Origin of the sequence: Agrobacterium sp. rho-8.1 (assembly GCF_033957725.1) — a bacterium.
Taxonomy (GTDB): Bacteria; Pseudomonadota; Alphaproteobacteria; order Rhizobiales; family Rhizobiaceae; genus Agrobacterium.
Map to the genome: position 1 here is coordinate 928,095 of NZ_CP192788.1, position 20,975 is coordinate 949,069.

The following is a 20,975-nucleotide window of genomic DNA, read 5'->3' on the forward strand; positions in this document are numbered from 1 at the left end:
CGGTATCGAAGGGTTCTATCTCCGGGTAGAAGTCGCGCAACGCGTTGCTTATGTCGTCTTTTCCTGTGGTGGCCAATGCGCTGTATCCTTGTCTGGATGCTGGTGGTTTCGGACGGTCTGCTCTGCACCGTCCGTCGCCTCGACGGGCAGGGTACCGAGATGAGAAAACCAACGCATCTTGTTGGAAAGGTTTGATTGCGCTTCCGGCACGATGTCCTGCGGCTCATCAAGCGAACCCAGCGTGACGTTGATGAAATCCGTTTCCGGGATGTCATAGAACAACGGCGTCCCACAGGTGCCGCAAAAACCGCGCCGAACGTGATCGGAGGAGTGAAACCAGCTCGGCTTGCCGCGTGTGAGCGTAAAGCGGTCACGGGTGCTTGCACCAAGCGGCAGGAAATAGTTGCCCGATGCCTTCTGGCACATACGGCAGTGGCAGACATGCGGATATCTGATCTCGCCCTCAATGTTGTAACGCACCGCGCCGCACTGGCACCCGCCGGAGAATGCCGTCCCGCCCGTCAATTCACAGTATCCTCAGGCGGCCAGCCGTGGGTATCGTGATCAGGGTGTTGAAACGAGACCATGGCGCTCTCATCCAGACTTTGCTCTGCATGTGGCTTGTCGAACAGGGTCTTGATCCACGGCATCTGCAGATGCGTGTTGACCTGCACCTGTGGCTCGATCTCCTGCGGGTGATCGAAGGCGCCGATGGCAATCTCGACGCCGCCCGGATGATGATAGGTCAGCGGCGTGCCACATTTGTTGCAGAAGCCGCGATGAATTTTGGCGGACGAGCGAAACAGGCTCGGCTGCCCGCGCGTCCACGTCAGATGCGCCTGATCGGCCGTGACGAGCGCGCCGAAGAAATTGCCGAACTGCTTCTGGCACATGCGGCAATGGCAGATGGAGGGGCGACCGAGTTTGCCCGCATGAAAGCGAACCGCACCACATTGGCAACCACCGGAATAACCCGCATCGCTCATTGATCTTTCTCCTGTGGCCATACCTGTGTGTCGTGGTCGGGGTGTTGATGGGACGTGAGGTTCGCCAGATAATCGACCGATGTCAAATCGTCCTCGGTCGGCACGGCGGGGAGGGTGTGGAGGCTGTCCACGAAGCCGATCTTCCGCTCGACACCCCATTGTATCGATGGTGGGAACGCCGATGGTTCATCGAACGCGCCCGCAGCAACGGCCATGCCATCCGGTGCCTCATAGGTCAGCGGCGTTCCGCAATCGCCGCAAAAGCCACGGCTCACCACACTGGAAGACCGAAACCGCTTCGGCTCTCCCCGCGTCCATGAAAACTCCTTGTCGCGCACCGAAACCAACGGCGCATAATAGGCACCGAACGCCTTCTGGCACATGCGGCAATGGCAGATGGAAGCATCGGCAAGGTCACCCTCGACACGAAACCGGATAGCCCCGCATTGGCATCCGCCGGTGTGGAAGATTGTCGTCATGGCTGGCTCCCTTCGATTGTTCTGATGATGTGGAGACAGACATTATCGATATCGCGAAGGATGTCGTCGTTCCAGAACCGGATGACGGTCCAGCCATGCTGCTCGATTGCCTCTGTCCGTTGTCGGTCATACCTCATGGCGTCTTCGTGTGCATGTTGGATGCCATCCAGCTCGATTACCAGCTTATGCGAAGGGCAAGCAAAATCAACGATATATCCAAAGATAGGTAGCTGCCGCCTGAAACTGAGACCATCAAGCCTGTGGGCTCGAAGCACGTTCCACAATTTCAACTCCGCGTCCGTCATGACTTTTCGCATGTTGCGGGCATGGGCACGGTGGTCTGGTTTTACATCGGCGTGAGACATGCGCGGCTCGTCAAAGTTGGTTGCGACGAGAGGTTGGGACACCTGTGAAGAAAGCGCAACAGGGAGTGTGCCTTAAGCCACCCCCCTCTGCCTTGCCAGGCATCTCCCCCTCAAGGGGGGAGATCGCCAAGACTCAAACGCCCACTTATTTTGCACCGTTCAAAATGGCCGAAAGGGTCGCCGCGAGTCGATCTCCCCCCTTGAGGGGGAGATGTCCGGCAGGACAGAGGGGGGTGAGCCACACCCTCCGACCTATCTATGGAAAACGACCCGAACCCTACCGCTTGATCTCCCAGGTCGTCACCCGCTCACCGCTGTCCTTGTCCTTGCCATCGTTCAACTGAATGCCCTTGGCCGAAAGTTCATCCCTGATACGATCCGCCTCGGCAAAATTCTTGGCTTTCAGCATTTCAAGACGCATGGAAACCAGTGCATCCACAGCGGCGACGATAGCCTCATCCATTTCCGCTTTTTTCGGCAAAAGACCGAGAAGCGAAGCGCTGGCGGCAAAGCTGGCCAGTTTTTCCGGGTCAGCATTGGCGGCCTGTGCCAGCGCATGCAAAGCCTGCACGGCGGCTACCGTGTTGAGGTCATCAGCCAGCGCATCCAGTACCGTCTGATCCGGTTCTGCATCGCCAACATCACCGAAGGGCCATTTGGCAAGCAGGCGCTCGGCCTCCTCCAGCCGCTTCAATGAAAAATCGATCGGTTCGCGATAATGCGTCATCAGCATTGCCAGCCGCAAAACCTCGCCCGGCCATTGGCGACCGCCAAACTTGTCCGCGTGCAGCAGCCCGTGGATGGTGATGAAATTGCCGTCGGACTTAGACATCTTGCGGCCTTCGACCTGCACGAAACCGTTGTGCATCCAGACATTGGCCATGACATGCGTGCCATGGGCGCAGCGGGACTGGGCGATTTCGTTTTCGTGGTGCGGGAAGATCAGGTCCAGCCCGCCGCCGTGGATGTCGAAGACTTCGCCGACATAACGGCCCGCCATGGCAGAGCATTCGATATGCCAGCCCGGACGACCGCGACCCCACGGGCTTTCCCAGCCCGGCTCGTTGTGGCTAGACAGCTTCCACAGCACGAAATCGCCGGGGCTTTTCTTGTGCACCTCGACGGCAACACGCGCACCAGCCTGTTGCTCATCCAGCGGACGCTTGGATAGCTGGCCGTAATCGCTCATGGATTTGGTGTCGAACAGAACTTCACCGCTGGCGACGTAGGCATGACCACGCGCAATCAGTTTTTCGATGATCTCGATCATCTGGGGAATGTTGTCGGTGGCGCGGGGCTCGACGGTTGGTTCAAGGCAACCGAGCATCGCTACATCGTCGTGGAACTGCTGTGCCGTCTTTTCCGTCACCGCATGGATCGCCTCGTTCAGCGGCAGGTTGGGGTAATCGCGCAGCGCCCGTGCGTTGATCTTGTCGTCAACATCGGTGATGTTGCGCGCGTAGGTGACATGCGCTTCGCCATAGATGTGGCGCAGCAGACGAAAGAGCACGTCGAAGACGATAACGGGCCGCGCATTGCCGATATGAGCGAAATCGTAGACCGTCGGCCCGCAAACATACATGCGCACATTATCGGCATCGATCGGCTGGAAATCAGCCTTTTCGCGGGTCAGTGTGTTGTGGAGTTTCAGGCGCAAGGACATACGAATTTTCCTCAAGGGCAATCATTTCCCAAGCCGGAACGTTTGTCTGCTTTGACCTTTCGGAAGACGAAAACGACCTGGCCGGGTGCGAGACCAGCAAAATTTAACTCAGCAACAGCAGCAGATCATCGTTTTCATGGCTTGCGTTATGAAACGGCGCGCGGATTTGGTCAAGAGCGATGGTGTGCACGCTCACTCAGGCGCGCGGTAGCTCACGAATTTACGGTCCCGGACAACGTAGATCTTGCCGGTTTCCGTGACCGACGATGACGTCAGCGGCAGAAGGGCCGCTGCTACTTCCGATGGATGGGGCAGGGTATCGGGGTCTTCGCCGGGCATGGCCTGCGCCCGCATGGCTGTGCGGGTGGCGCCGGGATTGATGCTGTTGACGCACAAAGCCGTCGCTTCCGTTTCGGCTGCCCATGTCCGGGCCAGCGCCTCGACCGCAGCCTTGGAGGTGGAATAGGCACCCCAGAAAGGGCGACAGGAATGTGGCGCACCGGATGACAGGATGAGCGCACGCCCGGCATCGGATTTCAACAGCAGCGGCTCCACCGAGCGGATCAACCGCCATGTGGCGGTGACGTTGATCGTCATGACCTTTTCGAACACCTTCGCCTCGATATGCCCCACCGGCGAGATGACGCCGAGCACACCGGCATTGGCAACGAGAATATCCAGCTTGCCCCAGCGTTCGTTGATGGAAGCGCCGAGCGCGTCAATGGCGTTCATGTCGGCAAGATCGAAGGGCACCAGCGTGGCCGTGCCGCCCGCAGCTTTGATCGCATCGTCGAGATCCTCCAGGCCTCCCACCGTGCGGGCGCAGGCGATGACATGCGCGCCGGCCTTTGCCAGTTCCAGTGCGGTGAAATAGCCGATGCCACGGGATGCGCCGGTCACGAGCGCGATGCGGCCCTTGAGGTCTGTCGTCATAGTCTCCCCCGAGAATGATATGCGTTCGGCAGTGAGCCGAAAGCCCGCGCAGGAAGCGCGGGCAAGGGTGGTCAGCCGTTGCTGGCCAGCATGGAAATCTTGTTGCCCATGGACTCGCCGTTCTTGTCCAGAAGGCGGGTCGGGTACTCACCGGTGAAATAATGGTCGGTGAACTGCGGACGGGCTGGGTTGCGATCCACGCCGCCGACGGCTTGGTAAAGACCATTGATGGACAGGAACGCCAGCGAATCCACGCCGATGAACTTGGCCATGTCATCGACGTTGGCATATTGGTTGGCCAGCAGCTTGTCGGCATCCGGCGTGTCGATACCGTAGAAATCCGGGTGGAAAATCATCGGGCTGGCAACGCGGATATGAACTTCCTTAGCACCGGCTTCGCGGATCATCTGCACGATCTTGACCGAAGTGGTGCCACGCACGATGGAATCATCCACCAGAACGACGCGCTTGCCCTCGATCATCGCACGGTTGGCGGAATGTTTCAGCTTGACGCCCAGCGCACGAATGGATTGCGTCGGCTCGATGAAGGTGCGGCCGACATAATGGTTTCGGATGATGCCGTATTCGAACGGAATGCCGCTTTCCTGCGCAAAGCCGAGTGCTGCAGGCGTACCGCCATCCGGCACCGGCACCACGACATCGGCTTCGAGCGGCGCTTCCTTGGCAAGGATGCTGCCCATGTTCTTGCGGGTGGTGTAAACGTTGCGGCCGCCGACGACGGAATCGGGACGGGCGAAATAGACATATTCGAACAGGCACAGACGCTCTGGCTGCGGCTTTACTGGCTTGCGCGCATCGATGGTCACAGAGCCGTCCGGCTGAATCTCGCAGATGATGACTTCGCCGTTTTCCACATCGCGCACGAATTTCGCGCCGATGATATCCAGCGCGCAGGTTTCCGAGCAGAAGATCGGCTTGCCATCGAGATCGCCCATGACCAGCGGGCGGATACCCGTGGGGTCGCGCGCGGCAATCAGCTTGGTGCGCGTCATGGCCAGCATCGAATAGCCACCTTCCATCTGGCGGATGGCGTCGATGAAGCGATCAGCCGTGGAGGAATGGCGCGAGCGAGCGATGAGATGCAGAACGACTTCCGTGTCGGATGTCGACTGACAGATGGCGCCGGTCTGGATGATCTGGCGGCGAAGCGTCAGGCCATTGGTGAAGTTGCCGTTATGGGCGACCGCGATGCCGCCTTCTTCCAACTCGGCAAACAAAGGCTGCACGTTGCGCATCGCAACTTCGCCTGTGGTGGAATAACGCGTGTGGCCGATGGTAATGGAACCGGGCAGGCGGGCCAGCGTGGCCGGGTTGGTGTAATGGTCGCCGACGAGGCCCATATGGCGTTCCTGATAGAAACGCTTGCCATCGAACGACACCATGCCTGCGGCTTCCTGCCCACGATGCTGGAGAGCGTGCAGACCAAGTGCCGTCAGTGCCGCCGCATCCGGGTGCCCGAGAACGCCGAACACTCCGCACTCTTCGTGCAGGGTATCGCCATCCAGGATTTCATTGAGTGTGGAATGCGAAAGCGGCTCGTTCATCTGGCTTGCCTTTGCTTAAGTACCAAAAACAAAAACCGCGCTGGTAAGTGTTGTCTACCAGTGTGGTTTGTCTGCTGCTTGAAGTGAATGTCTAGCACACATAGCGCGCCTTGCCTGTATTGCAAGACGCGCATCAACGTCAATTCGTCGTGGTCGGGGCGGTCGTTGCCGGAGCATCGTCCACCGGCGTCTGTTCAGTCGCGCCCTCTGGCGGCTTGCCGAGAATGCGGGCACGGATCTGTGGTTCGATATTGTCCGGCAGCGCGGCTTCGAGCTTGGCAACGAGGCCATCCAGGAATGGCTTGGACTTTGCCTGCGTGACCCATTCCGGCTGCGTTCTCACATCCACCAGCCAGTTCCAGAAAGCAACGGCAACGACCAGCAGCAGAATGCCGCGTGCAGCGCCGAACAGGAAGCCGAGGGTACGGTCGAGCGCGCCGATGCGGCTGTCGATGATGAAATCGGCAATGCGCGAGGTGATGAACGAGATGATGATCAATGCGACGAGGAAGATGATGCCTGCCGAACCGGCAATCGCGATCTTGTCGTCATCGGTATAGTTGCGCGCATAGGGCAGCAGGACCGGGTAGAGATAATAGGCGGCGGCGACCGAACCGCCCCAGCTGGCGATGGATAGAATTTCACGCGAAAACCCCCGCACCATGGCGAGAACAGCGGAGAAAAGGACAACGGCGAGAACGATGCCGTCGAAAATCGTAATGGGCATTTACCAACTCCGGAGGTCGCGACACTGAATGGGAGCGCCACTGTGCCAACTTTCGTTCCTCTTACACTAGCCGCTTAGCCAGCGAAAGGATCAATCTTAGTCTTCCTCAACCTGTCTGAACCGGTTGCCCGAGCCCGCAATACGCGCCACGAGATCCGGCAGGCTCTCGATTTCCGTCCAGCGCCCCTTGGCACCCTTTGGCAACTCGGCAGAAGCCGAAGGCAGGCATGCGGTGGCAAAGCCAAGCTTCTCAGCCTCTTTCAACCGCTGCCCCGTGTGCGAAACAGGCCTGACAGCACCCGACAGGCTGACCTCGCCGAAATAGACGCAATCGGCGGGCAGTGCAACACCGGCAAGCGATGAAACCAGTGCAGAGGCAATCGCCATGTCTGCCGCCGGTTCGGAAATGCGATAGCCACCTGCGACATTGAGGTAGACATCGTGGCTGCCGAGCTTCACGCCACAATGGGCTTCCAGCACCGCAAGGATCATCGCAAGCCGTGACGAATCCCAGCCGACGACAGCGCGGCGCGGCGTGCCGAGCGATGTCGGCGCGACCAGCGCCTGCACTTCCACCAGCACGGGGCGGGTACCCTCCATGCCCGCGAAGACGGCTGCACCGGGGGATTTCTCATTGCGTTCGCCAAGGAACAATTCGGAAGGGTTGGAGACCTCACGAAGACCCTTGTCCGACATCTCGAACACGCCGATTTCATCGGTCGGGCCGAAACGGTTCTTCACGGTGCGCAGAATACGGTAGTGGTGGCCGCGATCACCTTCGAAATACAGCACGGCATCCACCATATGCTCGACCACACGCGGCCCCGCGATCTGTCCGTCCTTCGTCACGTGTCCGACGAGAACCATGGTGGCTCCCGTCTGCTTGGCAAAGCGGATCATCGCCTGGACGCCGGTGCGGACCTGCGTCACCGTGCCGGGGGCGGAATCGGCGGTATCGCTCCACAGCGTCTGGATCGAGTCGATGATGATGAGGTCAGGCCGTTTGCCTTCCGAAATCGTCGCCAGAATGTCTTCGACATTGGTCTCTGCCGCCAGGAGAACATCGGTATCGGCAGCACCCAGACGCTGAGCACGCAGCCGTACCTGTGCTACGGCCTCTTCACCCGAGACGTAGACGATGCGGTGGCCCCGCCGAGACAATGCGGCGGCGGCCTGCATCAGCAGGGTGGACTTGCCGATACCCGGATCGCCGCCGATCAGCACCGCAGAGCCACGCACGAAGCCGCCGCCGGTCGCCCGGTCCAACTCGCTCATGCCTGTGGGAATACGCGGCGCTTCCTCGATCTCACCGGACAGCGAGGTCAACGTAACGGGTCTGCCCTTCTTGGGCGTCTTGCCGGGCCCAGAACCGATGCCACCCATCGGATCTTCTTCGACGATGGTATTCCACTCGCCGCAGCCCTCGCATTTACCCGCCCAGCGGGTGTGAACAGTACCGCAGTTCTGGCAGATGAATTGTGTCTTGGCTTTGGCCATAAATGTCAGTTTTCTTTTTCGATTATGTCGTCGGCTTCGATGTGCTGATGCCCGTGAACAATACGCAGTATCCGCAATTCGGTGTCATTCACACGAAAATAGATACACCGATCTCTGTAAGGTAGAGCACGCAAGCCTTTGCTGATGTAGTCTCGTGCAACGCCGGTATAACCGGAACCGGCCATGTCTTGTATTTTGTGTTCTATCGATGAAACCAGCCGCTTTGCTGCGGCAGGATTTTTGTCCTCAAGAAATTTATAAATACCAATAAGGTCGTCAATTGCTTGTGACGAAAGGGAATAGGTGCGAGGTGCTATCACTTCTCGTTTCTAGCCCGCTCTATAATATAGGCCGTCAGGTCGTCAGCAGTCGTGAAAGTTACGTACTCTCCGCGCTCGAATTGTTGGTCAGCTTCATGGATCATCTGACGAAGCTCAGCGAGCCGACCTTCCTCGCTGTTCAACAAGCGCAAACTCGCACGCACGACTGCATCGGCGTCCCTGTAAACGCCAGCTTTCACCTGCTCATCAATAAACTTGCGGTCCTGCTCGCTGAGATGGATTTCGGTCATTTCGATCTCCTTTTGTTCTCGTATAACATAGGTCAATCCGGCTTTCCAAGAGCGAAAAAACAAGTGTCAAAAAATCACTCGTCTTCGATCAGATATTGCCGCTCATAGCGCAATCCAAGGCCGGTCAACATTTCGTAACCGATGGTTCCCCCGAGGCGCGCCACCTCATCCACCGGCACATTGGGTCCGAAAAGTTCGATGTAATCTCCAGCACGGATGGCGCTTGCGGGAACATCGGTAACGTCGAAAATCGTCAGGTCCATCGTCACGCGGCCTGCCACTGGCACCTGGTAGCCGTTGATGAAGCCGTAAGTGCCGCCATAGCCCATTTTGCGCAACGGGATGCCGGAACCCGACAGTGAGCGGTGATAGCCATCGGCATAACCGACGGATGCAATTGCCAGCCGGCTGGCGCGTGTCAGGCGAAACGTACCGCCATAACTCACCGTCTGGCCTTCACCGGCATCACGGATCTGGAGGATGCGGGCTTCTGCCTTGGCTACGGGGCGCATGGGGTTGGCCATGTCGTTGACGGCCTCGCCGCCGTAGAGCGCGATGCCGGGGCGGGTGAGATCGAAGTGATAGTCCGCGCCGAGGAAAATGCCGGCAGACGCCGACAGGCTTGATTCGATGCCTTCGAAGGCGGCGCTAACCCTGCGGAATGATTCAAGCTGTGCCTTGTTCATGGGCGAAGATGGCGTGTCGGCGCAGGCGAGGTGTGACAGCACCAGCACAGGGTCGAAGCTGGCAGGACGGGTCGGGTCATCAGCAAGATAGAGCGCGTCCTCCAGCGGCAGACCCAGCCGGTTGAAGCCGGTGTCCACATGCAGCGCGAAAGGATGATCGCCGCGTTCCGCCATCAGGCTCATCCAGAAGGACAGTTGTTCTTCCGACGCGACAACCGGCACGAGGTCGTTGTTAAATACCTGGGCTTCCTGCCCAGGCCAGATGCCCGATAGCACGAAAATGCGTGCCTCCGGTGCATGCGGGCGAAGCGTGGCGCCTTCCGCTACGGTGGCGACAAAGAAGTCTCGTGCGCCTGCATGATACAGCGTCGCGCCGCAATCCTCGATCCCCATGCCATAGGCATCCGCCTTTACCACCGCACTGGCGCGTGCCTTGCCGGAACGTTTGGCCATATCACGCCAGTTATCGGCAAGTGCTGCGAGGTCCACCATCAGGCGAAGCGGCGCGGTATCGAAGGCATCGGTTTCTGTCTCGGAAAAGCTGTCGTCGAACTCGTCTGTCATTGTCCTGCACCGCTGAGAAAGATGGCTAAGATCTATCACTTTTGTTCAAGACGGTCATGACGGAGTGGGCGAAACTTCGTCTATGCACAATGTTTCGCAACCCATGCAATGCATGGAATCATATTATGAACTGGCATCGCTAAGTCCATGAAAACAAAACAGCCCCGCTTTGAATGAAGCGTGGCTGTTTTCGAAATCAATGTTCTTCGTATTGCGTGAACGATGGATCGGCCAGATCTGCAAAACGCGTGAACTCCGCCTGGAACGCCAGCTTCACTGTGCCCGTCGGTCCGTGGCGCTGTTTGGCGATGATGACGTCAGCCGTGCCCTTGACCTTGTCGAACAGGGCTTCCCATTCAGCATATTTCGGGTCGGAAATATCGCGCGGCTCCATGTTTTTGACGTAGTATTCCTCACGGAACACGAACAGCACCACGTCCGCGTCCTGCTCGATGGAGCCCGATTCGCGAAGGTCGGAGAGCTGTGGGCGTTTGTCTTCACGGCTTTCGACCTGACGCGACAGCTGTGACAGCGCGATGATGGGCACGTTGAGTTCCTTGCCCAGCGCCTTCAGGCCCGTGGTGATCTGGGTGATTTCCTGCACACGGTTTTCACCAGACTTGCCGGAGCCCGTCATCAGCTGAATATAGTCCACCACCAGGCAATCAAGGCCGCGCTGACGTTTCAGGCGGCGGGCACGGGCGGACAGCTGGGCGATGGAAATACCACCCGTCTGGTCGATATAAAGCGGCACTTTCTGCATCATCTGGCTGCAGGCAACCAGCTTTTCAAAGTCGGCCTCGGTGATTTCACCGCGACGGATTTTGGAAGACGACACTTCGGTCTGCTCGGAAATGATACGCGTTGCCAGCTGTTCGGACGACATTTCGAGCGAATAGAACCCGACGACGCCGCCGTTCTTGGCCTTGTAGGAACCGTCAGGCTGAATTTCCTGCTCGTAGGATGCGGCAATATTATAGGCGATGTTGGTGGCGAGCGAAGTCTTGCCCATACCCGGACGTCCCGCAAGCACGATCAAGTCGGAACGCTGCAAACCGCCCATGCGGCCATCCAGCGAATGGATGCCGGTGGAAATGCCGGAGAGATTGCCGTCACGCTCGAAGGCTGCACCGGCCATGTCGATGGCGAGCGATACGGCGTCGTTGAAGGACTGGAAACCGCCGTCGTAACGACCGGTTTCAGCCAGCTCGAACAGGCGGCGTTCGGTGTCCTCGATCTGGCTTTGCGGGGGCATGTCCAACGGGGCATCATAGGCGATGTTGACGACGTCTTCGCCGATCTGGATCAGCGCGCGGCGCAGTGCGAGATCGTAAATGGCGCGGCCATAATCTTCCGCGTTGATGATGGAGACGGCGTCAGACGCCAGGCGCGCGAGATACTGCGCAACCGTCATGTCGCCGATCTTGCCGTCTGCGGGCAGAAAGGTCTTGATGGTGACGGGGTTGGCGGTCTTGCCCATGCGGATGATGTCGCCCGCCACTTCGAAAATCTTGCGGTGAAGCGGCTCGAACAGATGCACGGGCTTCAGGAAGTCGGAAACGCGATAATAGGCATCGTTGTTGACGAGAATGGCACCCAGCAGCGCCTGTTCCGCTTCGATGTTGTTCGGGGCTTCGCGGTAGAGCGGTTCAGCAGCAGGGGCGGGGGTGATCTTCCTCACAGTGTCGTTCATGGTTTCTGTGATCTCCCTTGAGGCTGGTTCGAAGCCTTGTTTCTCGCAAGTCTGCCGGTTTGAAGTGCGCGGCACCCGCAGTCAAGGACAATGCGGCAACAGTGCCCTGCGGGCTCGCCGGAACGGCGGCAGATGGCCTCACAAATTGTGTTGTCAACAGTAATCCACAGGCTCGATCGTGAGCGTCGCTGCGACGGAAACGAATCGGTTTCGGTCTGCCATGAGTTGACGGCATGGCTGCTATTTCAACAGAGCCACTTGCATCTTTGCTGTCGTGAAAATAAATAGGGGAAATAGATAGTGTGCTAATTATAAGGGTTGATGACATTGTCGCGGGCAACCGAAAAAGAACAGCTTTTCGATGAGATGGCCGCTTTCAACCGAAAGCTCCGGTCTTTCTTCGATGCCAGGGTGGCGGAGCAGGGGCTGACGCTCTCGCGCGCCAGAGCGCTTTTCGCGCTGTCGCGCCGTGGCCCGCTGACGCAGAAGCAGCTTGCCGAGGAACTGGAAATCGAGACGCCGACGCTCGTTCGCGTGCTGGACGCGATGGAGAAACAAAACCTCATCGAACGGCGTTCTGACGAGGTCGATCGGCGGGCAAAGCGCATACACATGACGCCAGATGGTGTAACAACATTCGAGGATGTGCATATGCAGGCGAAATCCATGCGTGCCGACATAGCTGTCGATATTTCGACGGATGATATCCGGGCCGCATTGCAGGTGGTTCGACGCCTGTCGGCCAACCTGCAAAACCTGGCAGGGGAAAAGGTGCAGCCGTGAGCAATGCCGTTTCAGAGATGCGCGATCTGCTGGACGAAGAGACTGCCAAACCAGCGGCAGTCGAACCCAGCGCTGCGCCCGCCCAGCCGCCGGAAAAATCATTTTCCATGAAGCTGCTCTATATCGCATCTGGCCTGTGCTTCTTCATCACACAGGGCATGGGCATGAACATCGTCATGGCCAATATCTACCAGTTGCAGGGTGAGTTCTCAGCCACCGTTGCCGAAGTCGCATGGATGTCGGCTGCCTATATGGCACCCTATGCCACGTTCTCCATCGCGCTGTTCAAGGTGCGCCAGCAATATGGCCTTCGACCCTTTGCTGAAATCAGCATTATCATGTTCGTTTTTGCGTCCTGCCTCAACCTTTTCGTCACCGATCTGCATTCGGGTATCGTCGTACGCTTCGTCAGCGGCATGGCGGCGGCACCGCTGTCTTCGCTCGGCTTTCTCTATATTCTCGAAGCCTTCCCCGCGCAGCGCAAGTTGACGCTCGGCCTCAGCATCGCGCTCACAGGCACGCTGCTGTCATCGCCCATTGCCCGCATTGTCTCCCCGGCCTTGCTGGAAATAGACGGTTGGCAGGCGCTGTACAGCATGGAAGTGGGCCTCGCACTGGCGGTCCTTCCCATCATCTACCTTCTGCCGCTGACCGCGCCGCCGCGCGTGAAGGTCATAGAGCGCATCGATATCTTGAGTTATCTGCTGTTTGCGGGCGGCCTCGGCTGTCTTGCGGTGTTTCTGACGCTGGGGCGGTTCTACTGGTGGTTCGAGACGTGGTGGCTTGGCGTGCTGCTGGCGTGTTCGATAGCGCTTCTGACACTGATGACCATCATCGAGCTCCCGCGAAAGAACCCGATGCTGGATCTGCGCTGGATATTTTCCCGAACCAACCTGCATATGATCGCCATCCTGCTCATCTACCGCGCCGTGTCTTCGGAACAGGCATCGACTGCGGTGAGCCTTTACCAGCAGCTTGGTCTGTTGAACGATCAGACGATCAGCCTCTACACGCTGATCATCTTGGCAACCGTCCTTGGTGGTGCGGCCTGTGCGATGTTGATGCTGACGAAATATGTGGAAACGGCGCATATCATCGCGCTGTCACTGATCTCGCTGGGCGCTTTCATGGACAGCGGCTTGACCAATCTCGTCAGGCCGGAGCAGATGTATCTCAGCCAGGCCATGATTGCCTTCGGTGCGGCCATGTTCCTGCCGCCGGTCATGTCAAAGGGCTTTGGTGCCGCCTTGGCAAAGGGTGCGCCTTACCTCGTCAACTTCATCACCATCTTCCTGTTCACGCAGATCACAGGCTCCATGCTGACGACGGGCCTTCTCGGCTCCTTTGTCACCCTGCGGGAAAAATTCCACTCGAACATTTTGGTGGAAAGCATTCTCCTCCAGAATCCGCAGGTCGCGCAGCGTATCAGCCAGTTGTCCGCAGGCTACAGCCATGTCATCACCGATGCCGCACTGCTGAAAGCAGAAGGTGTGACGTTACTGGGCGCGCAGGTAACGCGTGAGGCCTATATCCTGGCCTATAACGACACGTTCCTGCTGATTTCAGTTTGCGCCGCTGCTGCTCTTGTCATGCTTCTCCTTCATCTTGCATGGTTACGGATCAAGCCTTCGCTGAAAAGCGGAGATGACGTCGTGGCCGCACCCCAATCCTGATTGTCCAGAGAAATCATATGCTGAAGAAAACTCTCACACCTCTCACTCTTATCGTTCTCTTAGGCGGCGTCGCCGGTGTGGCGCTGGTGCTTTACGCATGGCGGCTGCCACCTTTTTCCAGTTCCGTGGAAATGACCGACAACGCCTATGTGCGCGGTTACGTCACCACGCTCAGCCCACAGATTAGCGGTTATGTGCTGGACGTACCGGTGAAGGACTATCAGGAGGTCAAACAAGGCGACCTTCTGGCAAAGGTCGATGACCGCATCTTCCGCCAGAAGCTTGCACAGGCCAATGCTTCACTCGACAGCCAGAAAGCGGCTTTCGACAATTCCCGCCAGTTGGAAATTGCCGCCAAGGCGAATATCGCATCGGGCGAAGCTGCCGTGGATGGAGCTCAGGCGTCCCTGAAACAGGCGCAACTCGCGGCAGATCGCCAGGATAGTCTTGTTCGCAGCGGGGCAGGCATCTCAAGCGTTCAGGAGGAGGCGCAGGCAAGCCTCGATAAGGCCCGTGCCGGTCTCTCGCAGTCCAAGGCAGCGCTCGAGGTGGCACGGCAGGATCTCCAGACCATCATCATCAACCGCGGTTCCTTGCAGGCGGCGGTCGCCAATGCGGAAGCTGCGGTCGAGCTGGCGAAGATCGATCTGCAAAACACCGAAATTCACGCGCCTAAGGACGGCAAGCTGGGCGAAGTCGGCGTTCGCGTCGGCCAGTATGTCGCTGCCGGAACGCAGTTGATGGCGGTCGTGCCGCACGATATCTGGGTGGTTGCCAACTTCAAGGAAACGCAGCTCGCCGGAATGGAGGCGGGGCAGGCGGTTTCGATCTCCGTCGACGCCCTGCATCGCAAGAGGCTGAGCGGGAAGGTCGAGCGTTTTGCACCCGCTGCCGGCTCCGAATTCGCCGTGATCAAGCCCGACAACGCCACCGGCAACTTCGTCAAGATCGCCCAGCGTCTTGGCGTGCGCATTTCCATCGACCCCGATCAGCCCTTGGCCGCAGAGCTTTCTCCGGGCATGTCGGTCGTGGTGCGGGTAGACAAAGGCAAGGCGCCGGAGAGTGCAAAGACTGCTGCGAAATAACGGCCGTATCCTCAAAAAATAAAATAAAAAAGTTTTCTCCACGGCCACTCAACCCATGCCTACACTCTCCCCACGTCCGCAGTCGCAATGTGTCGCGAAACATGTGTCGGAGGCGGAGGTTGGTGTCTGGCTGCAGACGTGCAGGCGGGCATCGAGACGGGTGGACCATCCACTTCGATCCGAGGACCATTCACGGCTTCGGAGCATCGAGGTGGCCAGGTTTTACCGAAGACTGCTGACAAAACTCAGGTCGGGTCATGAACGATCCGGCCTGAGCAAGATGATAAGGGCGACGCAAATGCGGAAGCCAACGACAAACACCAAACCAAAGACATGTCCGCATTTGCGTGTGTTCTTGAGGTCAAGGGTAAAGCAAACCACGGGCGCAGAGTGCCGCGTGAACGGCGAAGCTCGGCTTGAGGTAAAGTGATTTTATCAGGGAAATATTTGGCGTAGTGGGTGTGGCTTCCCCCCTCTGTCCTGCCGGACATCTCCCCCACAAGGAGGGAGATCAGCAAGACGCTTGCTCCCACCACTATCCGCGACCCTAGAGATGGGCGCGAGGTCTCAACGAGTCGATCTCCCCACCTGTGGGGGAGATGCCCGGCAGGGCAGAGGGGGGCAAGCCGCACATTCCGGTCATCCGACAAAACATGGAGCGACACCCACCAACACCAACCCCATAAAACCCAAAAACCCCGGATGTCGCCATCCGGGGTTTCTGTTTTAGTCCAACAGGCTTGAGACGATTACTCGTCGTCGCCTTCGTCGCGGTCTGCGTCTGGATCGAAGAAGTCTTCTGGACGAAGCGCGTCTTCGTCAACACCGTAGATGGCGTCGGCAGATGTGAGGCTTTCGCCCTTTGCCTGACGCTCTGCTTCTTCAGCCGAACGAGCAACGTTCAGTTCGATCTGCAGCTCGACTTCGGCATGCAGGTGAAGTGTAACGTTGTGCAGACCGATGGTCTTGATCGGTGTGTTGAGCTCGACCTGGTTGCGGCCGATGTTGAAGCCTTCGGCGCCGAGGATTTCAACAACGTCACGAGCTGCAACAGAGCCGTACATCTGGCCGGTTTCGCCAGCGGAACGAACAACGATGAAGCTCTTGCCGGCCAGTGCGTCGGCAACGGTCTGTGCTTCGGACTTGCGCTCAAGGTTACGAGCCTCGAGCGTTGCGCGCTCGGATTCGAAACGGGTCTTGTTGGCAGCGTTGGCGCGAAGAGCCTTGCCATGCGGCAGCAGGAAATTACGTGCATAGCCATCGCGAACCTTTACGGTTTCACCCATCTGGCCAAGCTTGGCGATACGTTCGAGAAGAATGACTTCCATCTTCTTGATCCTTTCTAGTTTTTGGTTTCGTTGTTGTTGTCGGTTTTCCGTGTCGGGGTGAGGGAGATCGTGCTGCGCACGTCGCTCAGGCCCAAGACGAGAATGATGAACAGCGGAAAGACAAAGATCGCTGAAATGTAGGAAAGAACCAGAACCGGCCAGCGCCAATCCTTGCCCTTGGATTTGTGGTGGAGCGAAGCATAGCCCGCCATCAGGAAGCCTGCGCCGAAGGTGCCGCAGATAACCGCGCCGATCATCGACACGGTGCCGCCGACGAAGGTCATGACGATGCCGCCAAGGAAAATGAAGATCGCGTTGCGATGCATGCGCAGTGCCGCTGCAATGTCCTCACGCGGGCGAAGACCCTTCCCGAAGGAGCGCACCATGCGGCTGGCGAAATAATAGGCCGCAAACAGCATGATGACCCAGAGACCGCCCTGGATCATCGGCAGCATCAGAACAAGCAAGGTTTTCGTCTGCGCGAGCGCTGCAGCATCCGGCGTGAAACCGGCTTCGCGCGCCTGAACCGAGCTCATCATCACGTCGACCAGCTGCGATACGAGATCAGGGCCGTAGCCGATCATCGTGCCGAGAATGATGACGGAAAGTGTGATGAGACCGCACAGGTGCAGGATGATGCCCGACAGCGGGTACCATGCCAAAAGATCTTGGGGGCCGCCGAGTTCGGACGCTGGACGTGCCAGATTGGCAAGATGCGCAAGCCAGCCTGCCGGAACCAGCGTAAAGATCGAGATCGTCAGGGCAAAGACCGGTGAAACAGCGAGCGCACCGAGGAAAGCGGCCGACAATATGGCAACGATGGCCGAAGCATTGCCCCAGCCGAAACCGGCGACGAGCACGGGCATGGCGGATGCAGCATAGAGCAGGAAAGACATCGACGACTGTGCGGTTGCGCCGAGCGTGAGAAACGCTGCGCATATGCCGGCAAGAATGCCGGAGATCAGCACTGTCTGGTTCAGTTTTGGCACGTCGCTGTCCTGCTGGAATTCTGTAGCAGTTAGAGGATGGTCCTATGAGAACCCGATCCCCAACATGGGATTTCATTTCAAGATCGATCCACGCCCAACGCGGAAGGATATCTGAGAGAAAACGAGGCCGCGCAAACGCGCAGCCTCGTGCAGTCTGTTAGGTCAGAACGTAAGGCAGCAGGCCGAGGAAACGAGCGCGCTTGATCGCCTGGGCGAGTTCGCGCTGCTTCTTCTGCGAAACAGCTGTGATACGGGAAGGAACGATCTTGCCACGCTCGGAAATGTAGCGCTGCAGAAGACGGACGTCCTTGTAGTCAATTCTCGGAGCGTTCGCGCCAGAGAAAGGGCACGTCTTGCGACGGCGGTGGAAAGGACGGCGTGCCTGGGAAGAGGATGCATCAGCCATAATCAATTCTCCTTATGCACGGTCTTCGCGCGGACGGCGCGGACGGTCTTCACGGTCGCCGAAGCCACCTTCGCGAGGCGGACGTGGGCCACGATCGAAGCCGCCTTCACGCGGGCCACGGTCTGGACGGTCGCCATCACGGCGTGGACGGTCGTCGCGGTCGCGCTTCTGCATCATTGCAGATGGACCTTCTTCGTGCGCTTCAACAGCGATGGTCATGTAACGAAGTACGTCTTCGTTGATGCGCATCTGACGCTCGATTTCGTGGATAGCCGGTGCCGGAGCATCGATGTCCATCAGAGCGTAATGAGCCTTGCGGTTCTTCTTGATGCGGTATGTCAGGGACTTCAGACCCCAGTTTTCGACGCGTCCGACCTTACCGCCGTACGATTCGATAACGCCCTTGTACTGCTCGACAAGTGCGTCGACCTGCTGGGCAGTGATGTCCTGCCGGGCAAGGAAGATGTGTTCGTAAAGAGCCATTTAAGCTTTGCCTTTCTTGCGTTTCATTCATCACCCGGCAACGGCGCTAAGCCTCAACGACTGCTCCTGTTTGGCAAAAGCCAAGGGCAAGAAAAGCGTTGTTCGAGACGGTCGAGAGCGGAGACACGGGAGGCCGGAAACCTTATGGTCCTGCTGTTTCGTCGCCGAAACCAGCCCTCCGTTCAGCCACCAGCCAATTGGACCGGGTGTTGTGAACAGCGCGCTTATACGGATTTCTGATCCGAATGCAAGCGCGCTGCCGGAAAAAGCACGGTTTGCGCCGTATCAGATCGGCATCGGATACTGGCGGTGAATATCGGCTATGCCCTTCAGGACGACATCCGAAAGCTTAAGATCCGCGGCTGCGATATTGATCTTCAGCTGCTCCATGGTCGTCGCGCCGATGATGGATGACGCCATGAAGGGGCGTGTCAGCGTAAAGGCAATGGCCAGCTGTGACGGATCGATCCCGTGCTCATAGGCCAGTTCCAGATAGGCCTTCACCGGCGCTTCCTGCAAGGGCTGCAAACGCCCACCGATATTGCCGTTGATCGAAGCGCGCGAACCTTCAGGCCGTGCGCCGCTCTGGTACTTGCCGCTTAAGATACCACCAGCCAGCGGTGAATAGGCCAGAAGGCCGACGTCTTCGTGATGGGAGACTTCCGCCAGGTCCAGATCGAAAGGACGGTAGAGAAGATTATATTCGTTCTGGATGGAGGCGACCCGTGGCAGGCCTTTTGCCTCGGCGATCTCGATGAACTTCTGCGTGCCCCAGGCGCTTTCGTTGGAAAGGCCGATAGCACGGATTTTACCCGCCTTGACCAGTTCACCCAGCGTTTCCAGCTTTTCGGTGATTTCGGCAATCGTCTTGACCTTGTCCTGCGCGGAGGCGTCGAAGGTCCATGAGCCACGGAACGCGTAGCTGCCACGGTTCGGCCAATGGACCTGGTAGAGATCGATATAATCCGTCTTGAGCCGCGAAAGGCTGGTATCGACCGCTTCACGGATGCCTGCCGCGTCGATGTCGCGGCCGCCCCGGATATAATCGCGTCCCGAACCGGCGACCTTGGTCGCCAGCACGATGTCCTTGCGCTTGCCGGTCTTCTGGAACCACGTGCCGATATACTCTTCGGTGCGCCCCTGCGTTTCCGCAGACAGTGGCGTTGTGGGATAAAGCTCGGCCGTATCGAAGAAATTCACGCCCTGTTCAAGGGCGTAATCCATCTGCTCATGGGCTTCGGCTTCCGTGTTCTGTGTGCCCCATGTCATGGTACCGAGGCAGATTTCGGACACGGAAATATCCGTGCGACCCAATGTATTCTGTTTCATGGAAATATCTCGCGTGGCTCGAAGGTGGGCAGAAGGTAATACCGAATTGCCGCAGTGCAAGAAAAAATATTCGCAGTGATGCCTGTGGAAGAGAGTGACGAAATGTCCCCCGATTGGGCTTCAAAAGCCTTAAAGCCTTGACTTGCGCGGCTGGAATGTGAATGGAAAACCACGATTTGTAGGGAAGGCCAGACGTAGAGGCCAAAAAAGAAAGACCATCTCCCATGGCTATTGCATTTACATTTCCGGGTCAGGGCAGCCAGGCTGTCGGCATGGGCAAGGAACTTGCCGAGACCTTTCCAGAGGCGCGTGCCGTCTTTGAAGAGGTCGACGAAGCGCTTGCCCAAAAGCTTTCGCACATCATGTGGAACGGACCGGAAGAGACACTGACGCTGACGGCAAATGCCCAGCCTGCGCTGATGGCGGTTTCCGTCGCCGTCATGCGTGTGCTCGAAGCCCGCGGGCTGAAGCTGGCGGAAAAGGTTGCCTATGTTGCCGGTCATTCGCTGGGCGAATATTCGGCGCTGTGCGCTGCCGGTACGTTTTCGCTGTCCGATACGGCCCGTCTCTTGCGCATCCGTGGCAATGCCATGCAGGCTGCAGTGCCTGCCGGTGAAGGTGGCATGGCTGCCATCATCGGGCTTGAGCACAGCGATGTCGCTGCCATCTGCGAAGAAGCCTCGCAGGGCAGCGTTTGCCAGATTGCCAATGACAATGGTGGCGGCCAGCTGGTGATTTCCGGCGGTAAGCCAGCCGTCGAAAAGGCTGCGCGTCTCGCGACTGAAAAGGGCGCCAAGCGCGCGTTGATGCTATCGGTATCGGCGCCTTTCCACTCCGCATTGATGGCGCCTGCGGCAGACATCATGCGCGAAGCGCTGGCCGGCGTGCAGAAAAACGCACCGGTCGTGCCGCTGATCGCCAATGTTGCTGCGGCTCCTGTTTCGGACGCCGAAGAAATCGCACGTCTGTTGGTGGAGCAGGTCACGGGTCAGGTTCGCTGGCGCGAAACCGTGGAATGGTTTGCTGCAAACGATGTTACGACACTGTACGAAATCGGCTCAGGCAAGGTTCTGACGGGTCTTGCCCGCCGCATCGACAAGACGGTGAACGGTATTGCCGTCAATACGCCCGCCGATATCGATGCAGCGCTCGAAACCCTTATCGGCTGAG

General features: G+C 58.3%; 22 protein-coding genes. 4 read left to right on the forward strand and 18 right to left on the reverse strand.

What is annotated here, in order from left to right; all coding sequences use genetic code 11:
- Positions 1-48: 48 nt before the first annotated feature.
- The 13 genes from RMR21_RS04650 to RMR21_RS04710 form a co-directional block, all read right to left on the reverse strand.
- On the reverse strand, positions 49-525 hold the full coding sequence (locus RMR21_RS04650; protein WP_498669546.1) for a GFA family protein: 477 nt from the start codon (positions 523-525) through the stop codon (positions 49-51).
- Positions 522-986 carry a GFA family protein gene (locus tag RMR21_RS04655; RefSeq protein ID WP_498669547.1) on the reverse strand — a complete coding sequence of 155 codons (465 nt, stop codon included), beginning with the start codon at positions 984-986 and terminating at the stop codon, positions 522-524. The genes RMR21_RS04650 and RMR21_RS04655 overlap by 4 nt, the downstream gene beginning before the upstream one ends.
- A complete protein-coding gene (locus RMR21_RS04660) occupies positions 983-1,465 on the reverse strand; it encodes a GFA family protein (RefSeq protein WP_498669548.1) in 483 nt (160 codons plus the stop codon). The genes RMR21_RS04655 and RMR21_RS04660 overlap by 4 nt, the downstream gene beginning before the upstream one ends.
- Positions 1,462-1,830, reverse strand: a complete 369-nt coding sequence (locus RMR21_RS04665; RefSeq protein ID WP_498669549.1) for an endonuclease domain-containing protein — start codon at positions 1,828-1,830, stop codon at positions 1,462-1,464. The genes RMR21_RS04660 and RMR21_RS04665 overlap by 4 nt, the downstream gene beginning before the upstream one ends.
- Before the next feature lie 277 nt (positions 1,831-2,107).
- Entirely contained in the window at positions 2,108-3,493 is a 1,386-nt protein-coding gene (cysS, locus tag RMR21_RS04670; protein ID WP_498669550.1) for a cysteine--tRNA ligase, read from the reverse strand.
- Between the two features lie 192 nt (positions 3,494-3,685).
- The gene (locus RMR21_RS04675) at positions 3,686-4,426 is read right to left on the reverse strand and encodes an SDR family NAD(P)-dependent oxidoreductase (RefSeq protein ID WP_498669551.1); all 741 of its coding nucleotides are present in this window, start codon (positions 4,424-4,426) and stop codon (positions 3,686-3,688) included.
- A gap of 71 nt (positions 4,427-4,497) precedes the next feature.
- Positions 4,498-5,991, reverse strand: a complete 1,494-nt coding sequence (gene purF, locus RMR21_RS04680) for an amidophosphoribosyltransferase (protein ID WP_498669552.1) — start codon at positions 5,989-5,991, stop codon at positions 4,498-4,500.
- Positions 5,992-6,130: 139 nt separating this feature from the next.
- Entirely contained in the window at positions 6,131-6,718 is a 588-nt protein-coding gene (locus RMR21_RS04685; protein WP_174152573.1) for a CvpA family protein, read from the reverse strand.
- A 96-nt stretch (positions 6,719-6,814) separates the two neighbouring features.
- Positions 6,815-8,215 (reverse strand): DNA repair protein RadA, encoded by a 1,401-nt coding sequence (gene radA, locus RMR21_RS04690; RefSeq protein ID WP_498669553.1) that lies wholly within the window; start codon positions 8,213-8,215, stop codon positions 6,815-6,817.
- A 5-nt stretch (positions 8,216-8,220) separates the two neighbouring features.
- Positions 8,221-8,535, reverse strand: a complete 315-nt coding sequence (locus tag RMR21_RS04695; protein ID WP_498669554.1) for a type II toxin-antitoxin system RelE/ParE family toxin — start codon at positions 8,533-8,535, stop codon at positions 8,221-8,223.
- Complete coding sequence (locus tag RMR21_RS04700) at positions 8,532-8,786, reverse strand: type II toxin-antitoxin system ParD family antitoxin (protein ID WP_498669555.1); 255 nt, start codon at positions 8,784-8,786, stop codon at positions 8,532-8,534. Before RMR21_RS04700 ends, RMR21_RS04695 begins: the two co-directional genes overlap by 4 nt.
- 74 nt (positions 8,787-8,860) lie before the next feature.
- A complete protein-coding gene (gene alr, locus RMR21_RS04705; RefSeq protein ID WP_498669556.1) occupies positions 8,861-10,036 on the reverse strand; it encodes an alanine racemase in 1,176 nt (391 codons plus the stop codon).
- A gap of 196 nt (positions 10,037-10,232) precedes the next feature.
- Positions 10,233-11,729, reverse strand: coding sequence for a replicative DNA helicase (locus tag RMR21_RS04710; protein ID WP_183897491.1), 1,497 nt, complete (start codon positions 11,727-11,729; stop codon positions 10,233-10,235).
- A gap of 327 nt (positions 11,730-12,056) precedes the next feature.
- On the opposite strand from RMR21_RS04710, the gene RMR21_RS04715 reads away from it, so the two are divergent.
- The 3 genes from RMR21_RS04715 to RMR21_RS04725 are packed head-to-tail and all read left to right on the forward strand — an operon-like array spanning position 12,057 to position 15,270.
- Positions 12,057-12,512, forward strand: a complete 456-nt coding sequence (locus RMR21_RS04715) for a MarR family winged helix-turn-helix transcriptional regulator (protein ID WP_498670072.1) — start codon at positions 12,057-12,059, stop codon at positions 12,510-12,512.
- Between the two features lie 17 nt (positions 12,513-12,529).
- Positions 12,530-14,185 (forward strand): MFS transporter, encoded by a 1,656-nt coding sequence (locus RMR21_RS04720; RefSeq protein WP_498670073.1) that lies wholly within the window; start codon positions 12,530-12,532, stop codon positions 14,183-14,185.
- 17 nt (positions 14,186-14,202) lie between these two features.
- Positions 14,203-15,270, forward strand: coding sequence for an HlyD family secretion protein (locus tag RMR21_RS04725; RefSeq protein ID WP_498669557.1), 1,068 nt, complete (start codon positions 14,203-14,205; stop codon positions 15,268-15,270).
- A 749-nt stretch (positions 15,271-16,019) separates the two neighbouring features.
- Here RMR21_RS04725 and rplI read toward each other — a convergent pair.
- The 5 genes from rplI to RMR21_RS04750 all read right to left on the reverse strand — a co-directional run bounded on the left by rplI (position 16,020) and on the right by RMR21_RS04750 (position 19,805).
- Positions 16,020-16,598 carry a 50S ribosomal protein L9 gene (gene rplI, locus RMR21_RS04730; protein WP_174152581.1) on the reverse strand — a complete coding sequence of 193 codons (579 nt, stop codon included), beginning with the start codon at positions 16,596-16,598 and terminating at the stop codon, positions 16,020-16,022.
- A 14-nt stretch (positions 16,599-16,612) separates the two neighbouring features.
- Positions 16,613-17,587: a DUF2232 domain-containing protein gene (locus RMR21_RS04735; RefSeq protein WP_498669558.1), complete on the reverse strand. Its 975-nt coding sequence runs from the start codon at positions 17,585-17,587 to the stop codon at positions 16,613-16,615.
- 157 nt (positions 17,588-17,744) lie between these two features.
- Positions 17,745-17,993, reverse strand: coding sequence for a 30S ribosomal protein S18 (rpsR, locus tag RMR21_RS04740; RefSeq protein WP_045231829.1), 249 nt, complete (start codon positions 17,991-17,993; stop codon positions 17,745-17,747).
- Between the two features lie 12 nt (positions 17,994-18,005).
- Positions 18,006-18,476 (reverse strand): 30S ribosomal protein S6, encoded by a 471-nt coding sequence (rpsF, locus tag RMR21_RS04745; RefSeq protein WP_042618599.1) that lies wholly within the window; start codon positions 18,474-18,476, stop codon positions 18,006-18,008.
- Between the two features lie 285 nt (positions 18,477-18,761).
- On the reverse strand, positions 18,762-19,805 hold the full coding sequence (locus RMR21_RS04750) for an aldo/keto reductase (RefSeq protein ID WP_498669559.1): 1,044 nt from the start codon (positions 19,803-19,805) through the stop codon (positions 18,762-18,764).
- Positions 19,806-20,029: 224 nt separating this feature from the next.
- Here RMR21_RS04750 and fabD point away from each other — a divergent pair, with 224 nt between their 5' ends.
- On the forward strand, positions 20,030-20,974 hold the full coding sequence (gene fabD / locus RMR21_RS04755; protein ID WP_498669560.1) for an ACP S-malonyltransferase: 945 nt from the start codon (positions 20,030-20,032) through the stop codon (positions 20,972-20,974).
- Position 20,975 lies beyond the last annotated feature (1 nt).

Excerpts from the sequence above, each read along its gene's own strand:
- rpsR (WP_045231829.1), bottom strand. The coding sequence starts at position 17,993 with ATGGCTGATGCATCCTCTTCCCAGGCACGCCGTCCTTTCCACCGCCGT.
- RMR21_RS04750 (WP_498669559.1), bottom strand. The coding sequence starts at position 19,805 with ATGAAACAGAATACATTGGGTCGCACGGATATTTCCGTGTCCGAAATC.
- RMR21_RS04685 (WP_174152573.1), bottom strand. The coding sequence starts at position 6,718 with ATGCCCATTACGATTTTCGACGGCATCGTTCTCGCCGTTGTCCTTTTC.
- RMR21_RS04675 (WP_498669551.1), bottom strand. The coding sequence starts at position 4,426 with ATGACGACAGACCTCAAGGGCCGCATCGCGCTCGTGACCGGCGCATCC.
- RMR21_RS04725 (WP_498669557.1), top strand. The coding sequence starts at position 14,203 with ATGCTGAAGAAAACTCTCACACCTCTCACTCTTATCGTTCTCTTAGGC.
- fabD (WP_498669560.1), top strand. The coding sequence starts at position 20,030 with ATGGCTATTGCATTTACATTTCCGGGTCAGGGCAGCCAGGCTGTCGGC.
- RMR21_RS04655 (WP_498669547.1), bottom strand. The coding sequence starts at position 986 with ATGAGCGATGCGGGTTATTCCGGTGGTTGCCAATGTGGTGCGGTTCGC.
- RMR21_RS04720 (WP_498670073.1), top strand. The coding sequence starts at position 12,530 with ATGCGCGATCTGCTGGACGAAGAGACTGCCAAACCAGCGGCAGTCGAA.
- RMR21_RS04660 (WP_498669548.1), bottom strand. The coding sequence starts at position 1,465 with ATGACGACAATCTTCCACACCGGCGGATGCCAATGCGGGGCTATCCGG.
- rplI (WP_174152581.1), bottom strand. The coding sequence starts at position 16,598 with ATGGAAGTCATTCTTCTCGAACGTATCGCCAAGCTTGGCCAGATGGGT.
- RMR21_RS04700 (WP_498669555.1), bottom strand. The coding sequence starts at position 8,786 with ATGACCGAAATCCATCTCAGCGAGCAGGACCGCAAGTTTATTGATGAG.
- radA (WP_498669553.1), bottom strand. The coding sequence starts at position 8,215 with ATGGCCAAAGCCAAGACACAATTCATCTGCCAGAACTGCGGTACTGTT.
- purF (WP_498669552.1), bottom strand. The coding sequence starts at position 5,991 with ATGAACGAGCCGCTTTCGCATTCCACACTCAATGAAATCCTGGATGGC.
- RMR21_RS04710 (WP_183897491.1), bottom strand. The coding sequence starts at position 11,729 with ATGAACGACACTGTGAGGAAGATCACCCCCGCCCCTGCTGCTGAACCG.
- RMR21_RS04665 (WP_498669549.1), bottom strand. The coding sequence starts at position 1,830 with ATGTCTCACGCCGATGTAAAACCAGACCACCGTGCCCATGCCCGCAAC.
- rpsF (WP_042618599.1), bottom strand. The coding sequence starts at position 18,476 with ATGGCTCTTTACGAACACATCTTCCTTGCCCGGCAGGACATCACTGCC.
- alr (WP_498669556.1), bottom strand. The coding sequence starts at position 10,036 with ATGACAGACGAGTTCGACGACAGCTTTTCCGAGACAGAAACCGATGCC.
- cysS (WP_498669550.1), bottom strand. The coding sequence starts at position 3,493 with ATGTCCTTGCGCCTGAAACTCCACAACACACTGACCCGCGAAAAGGCT.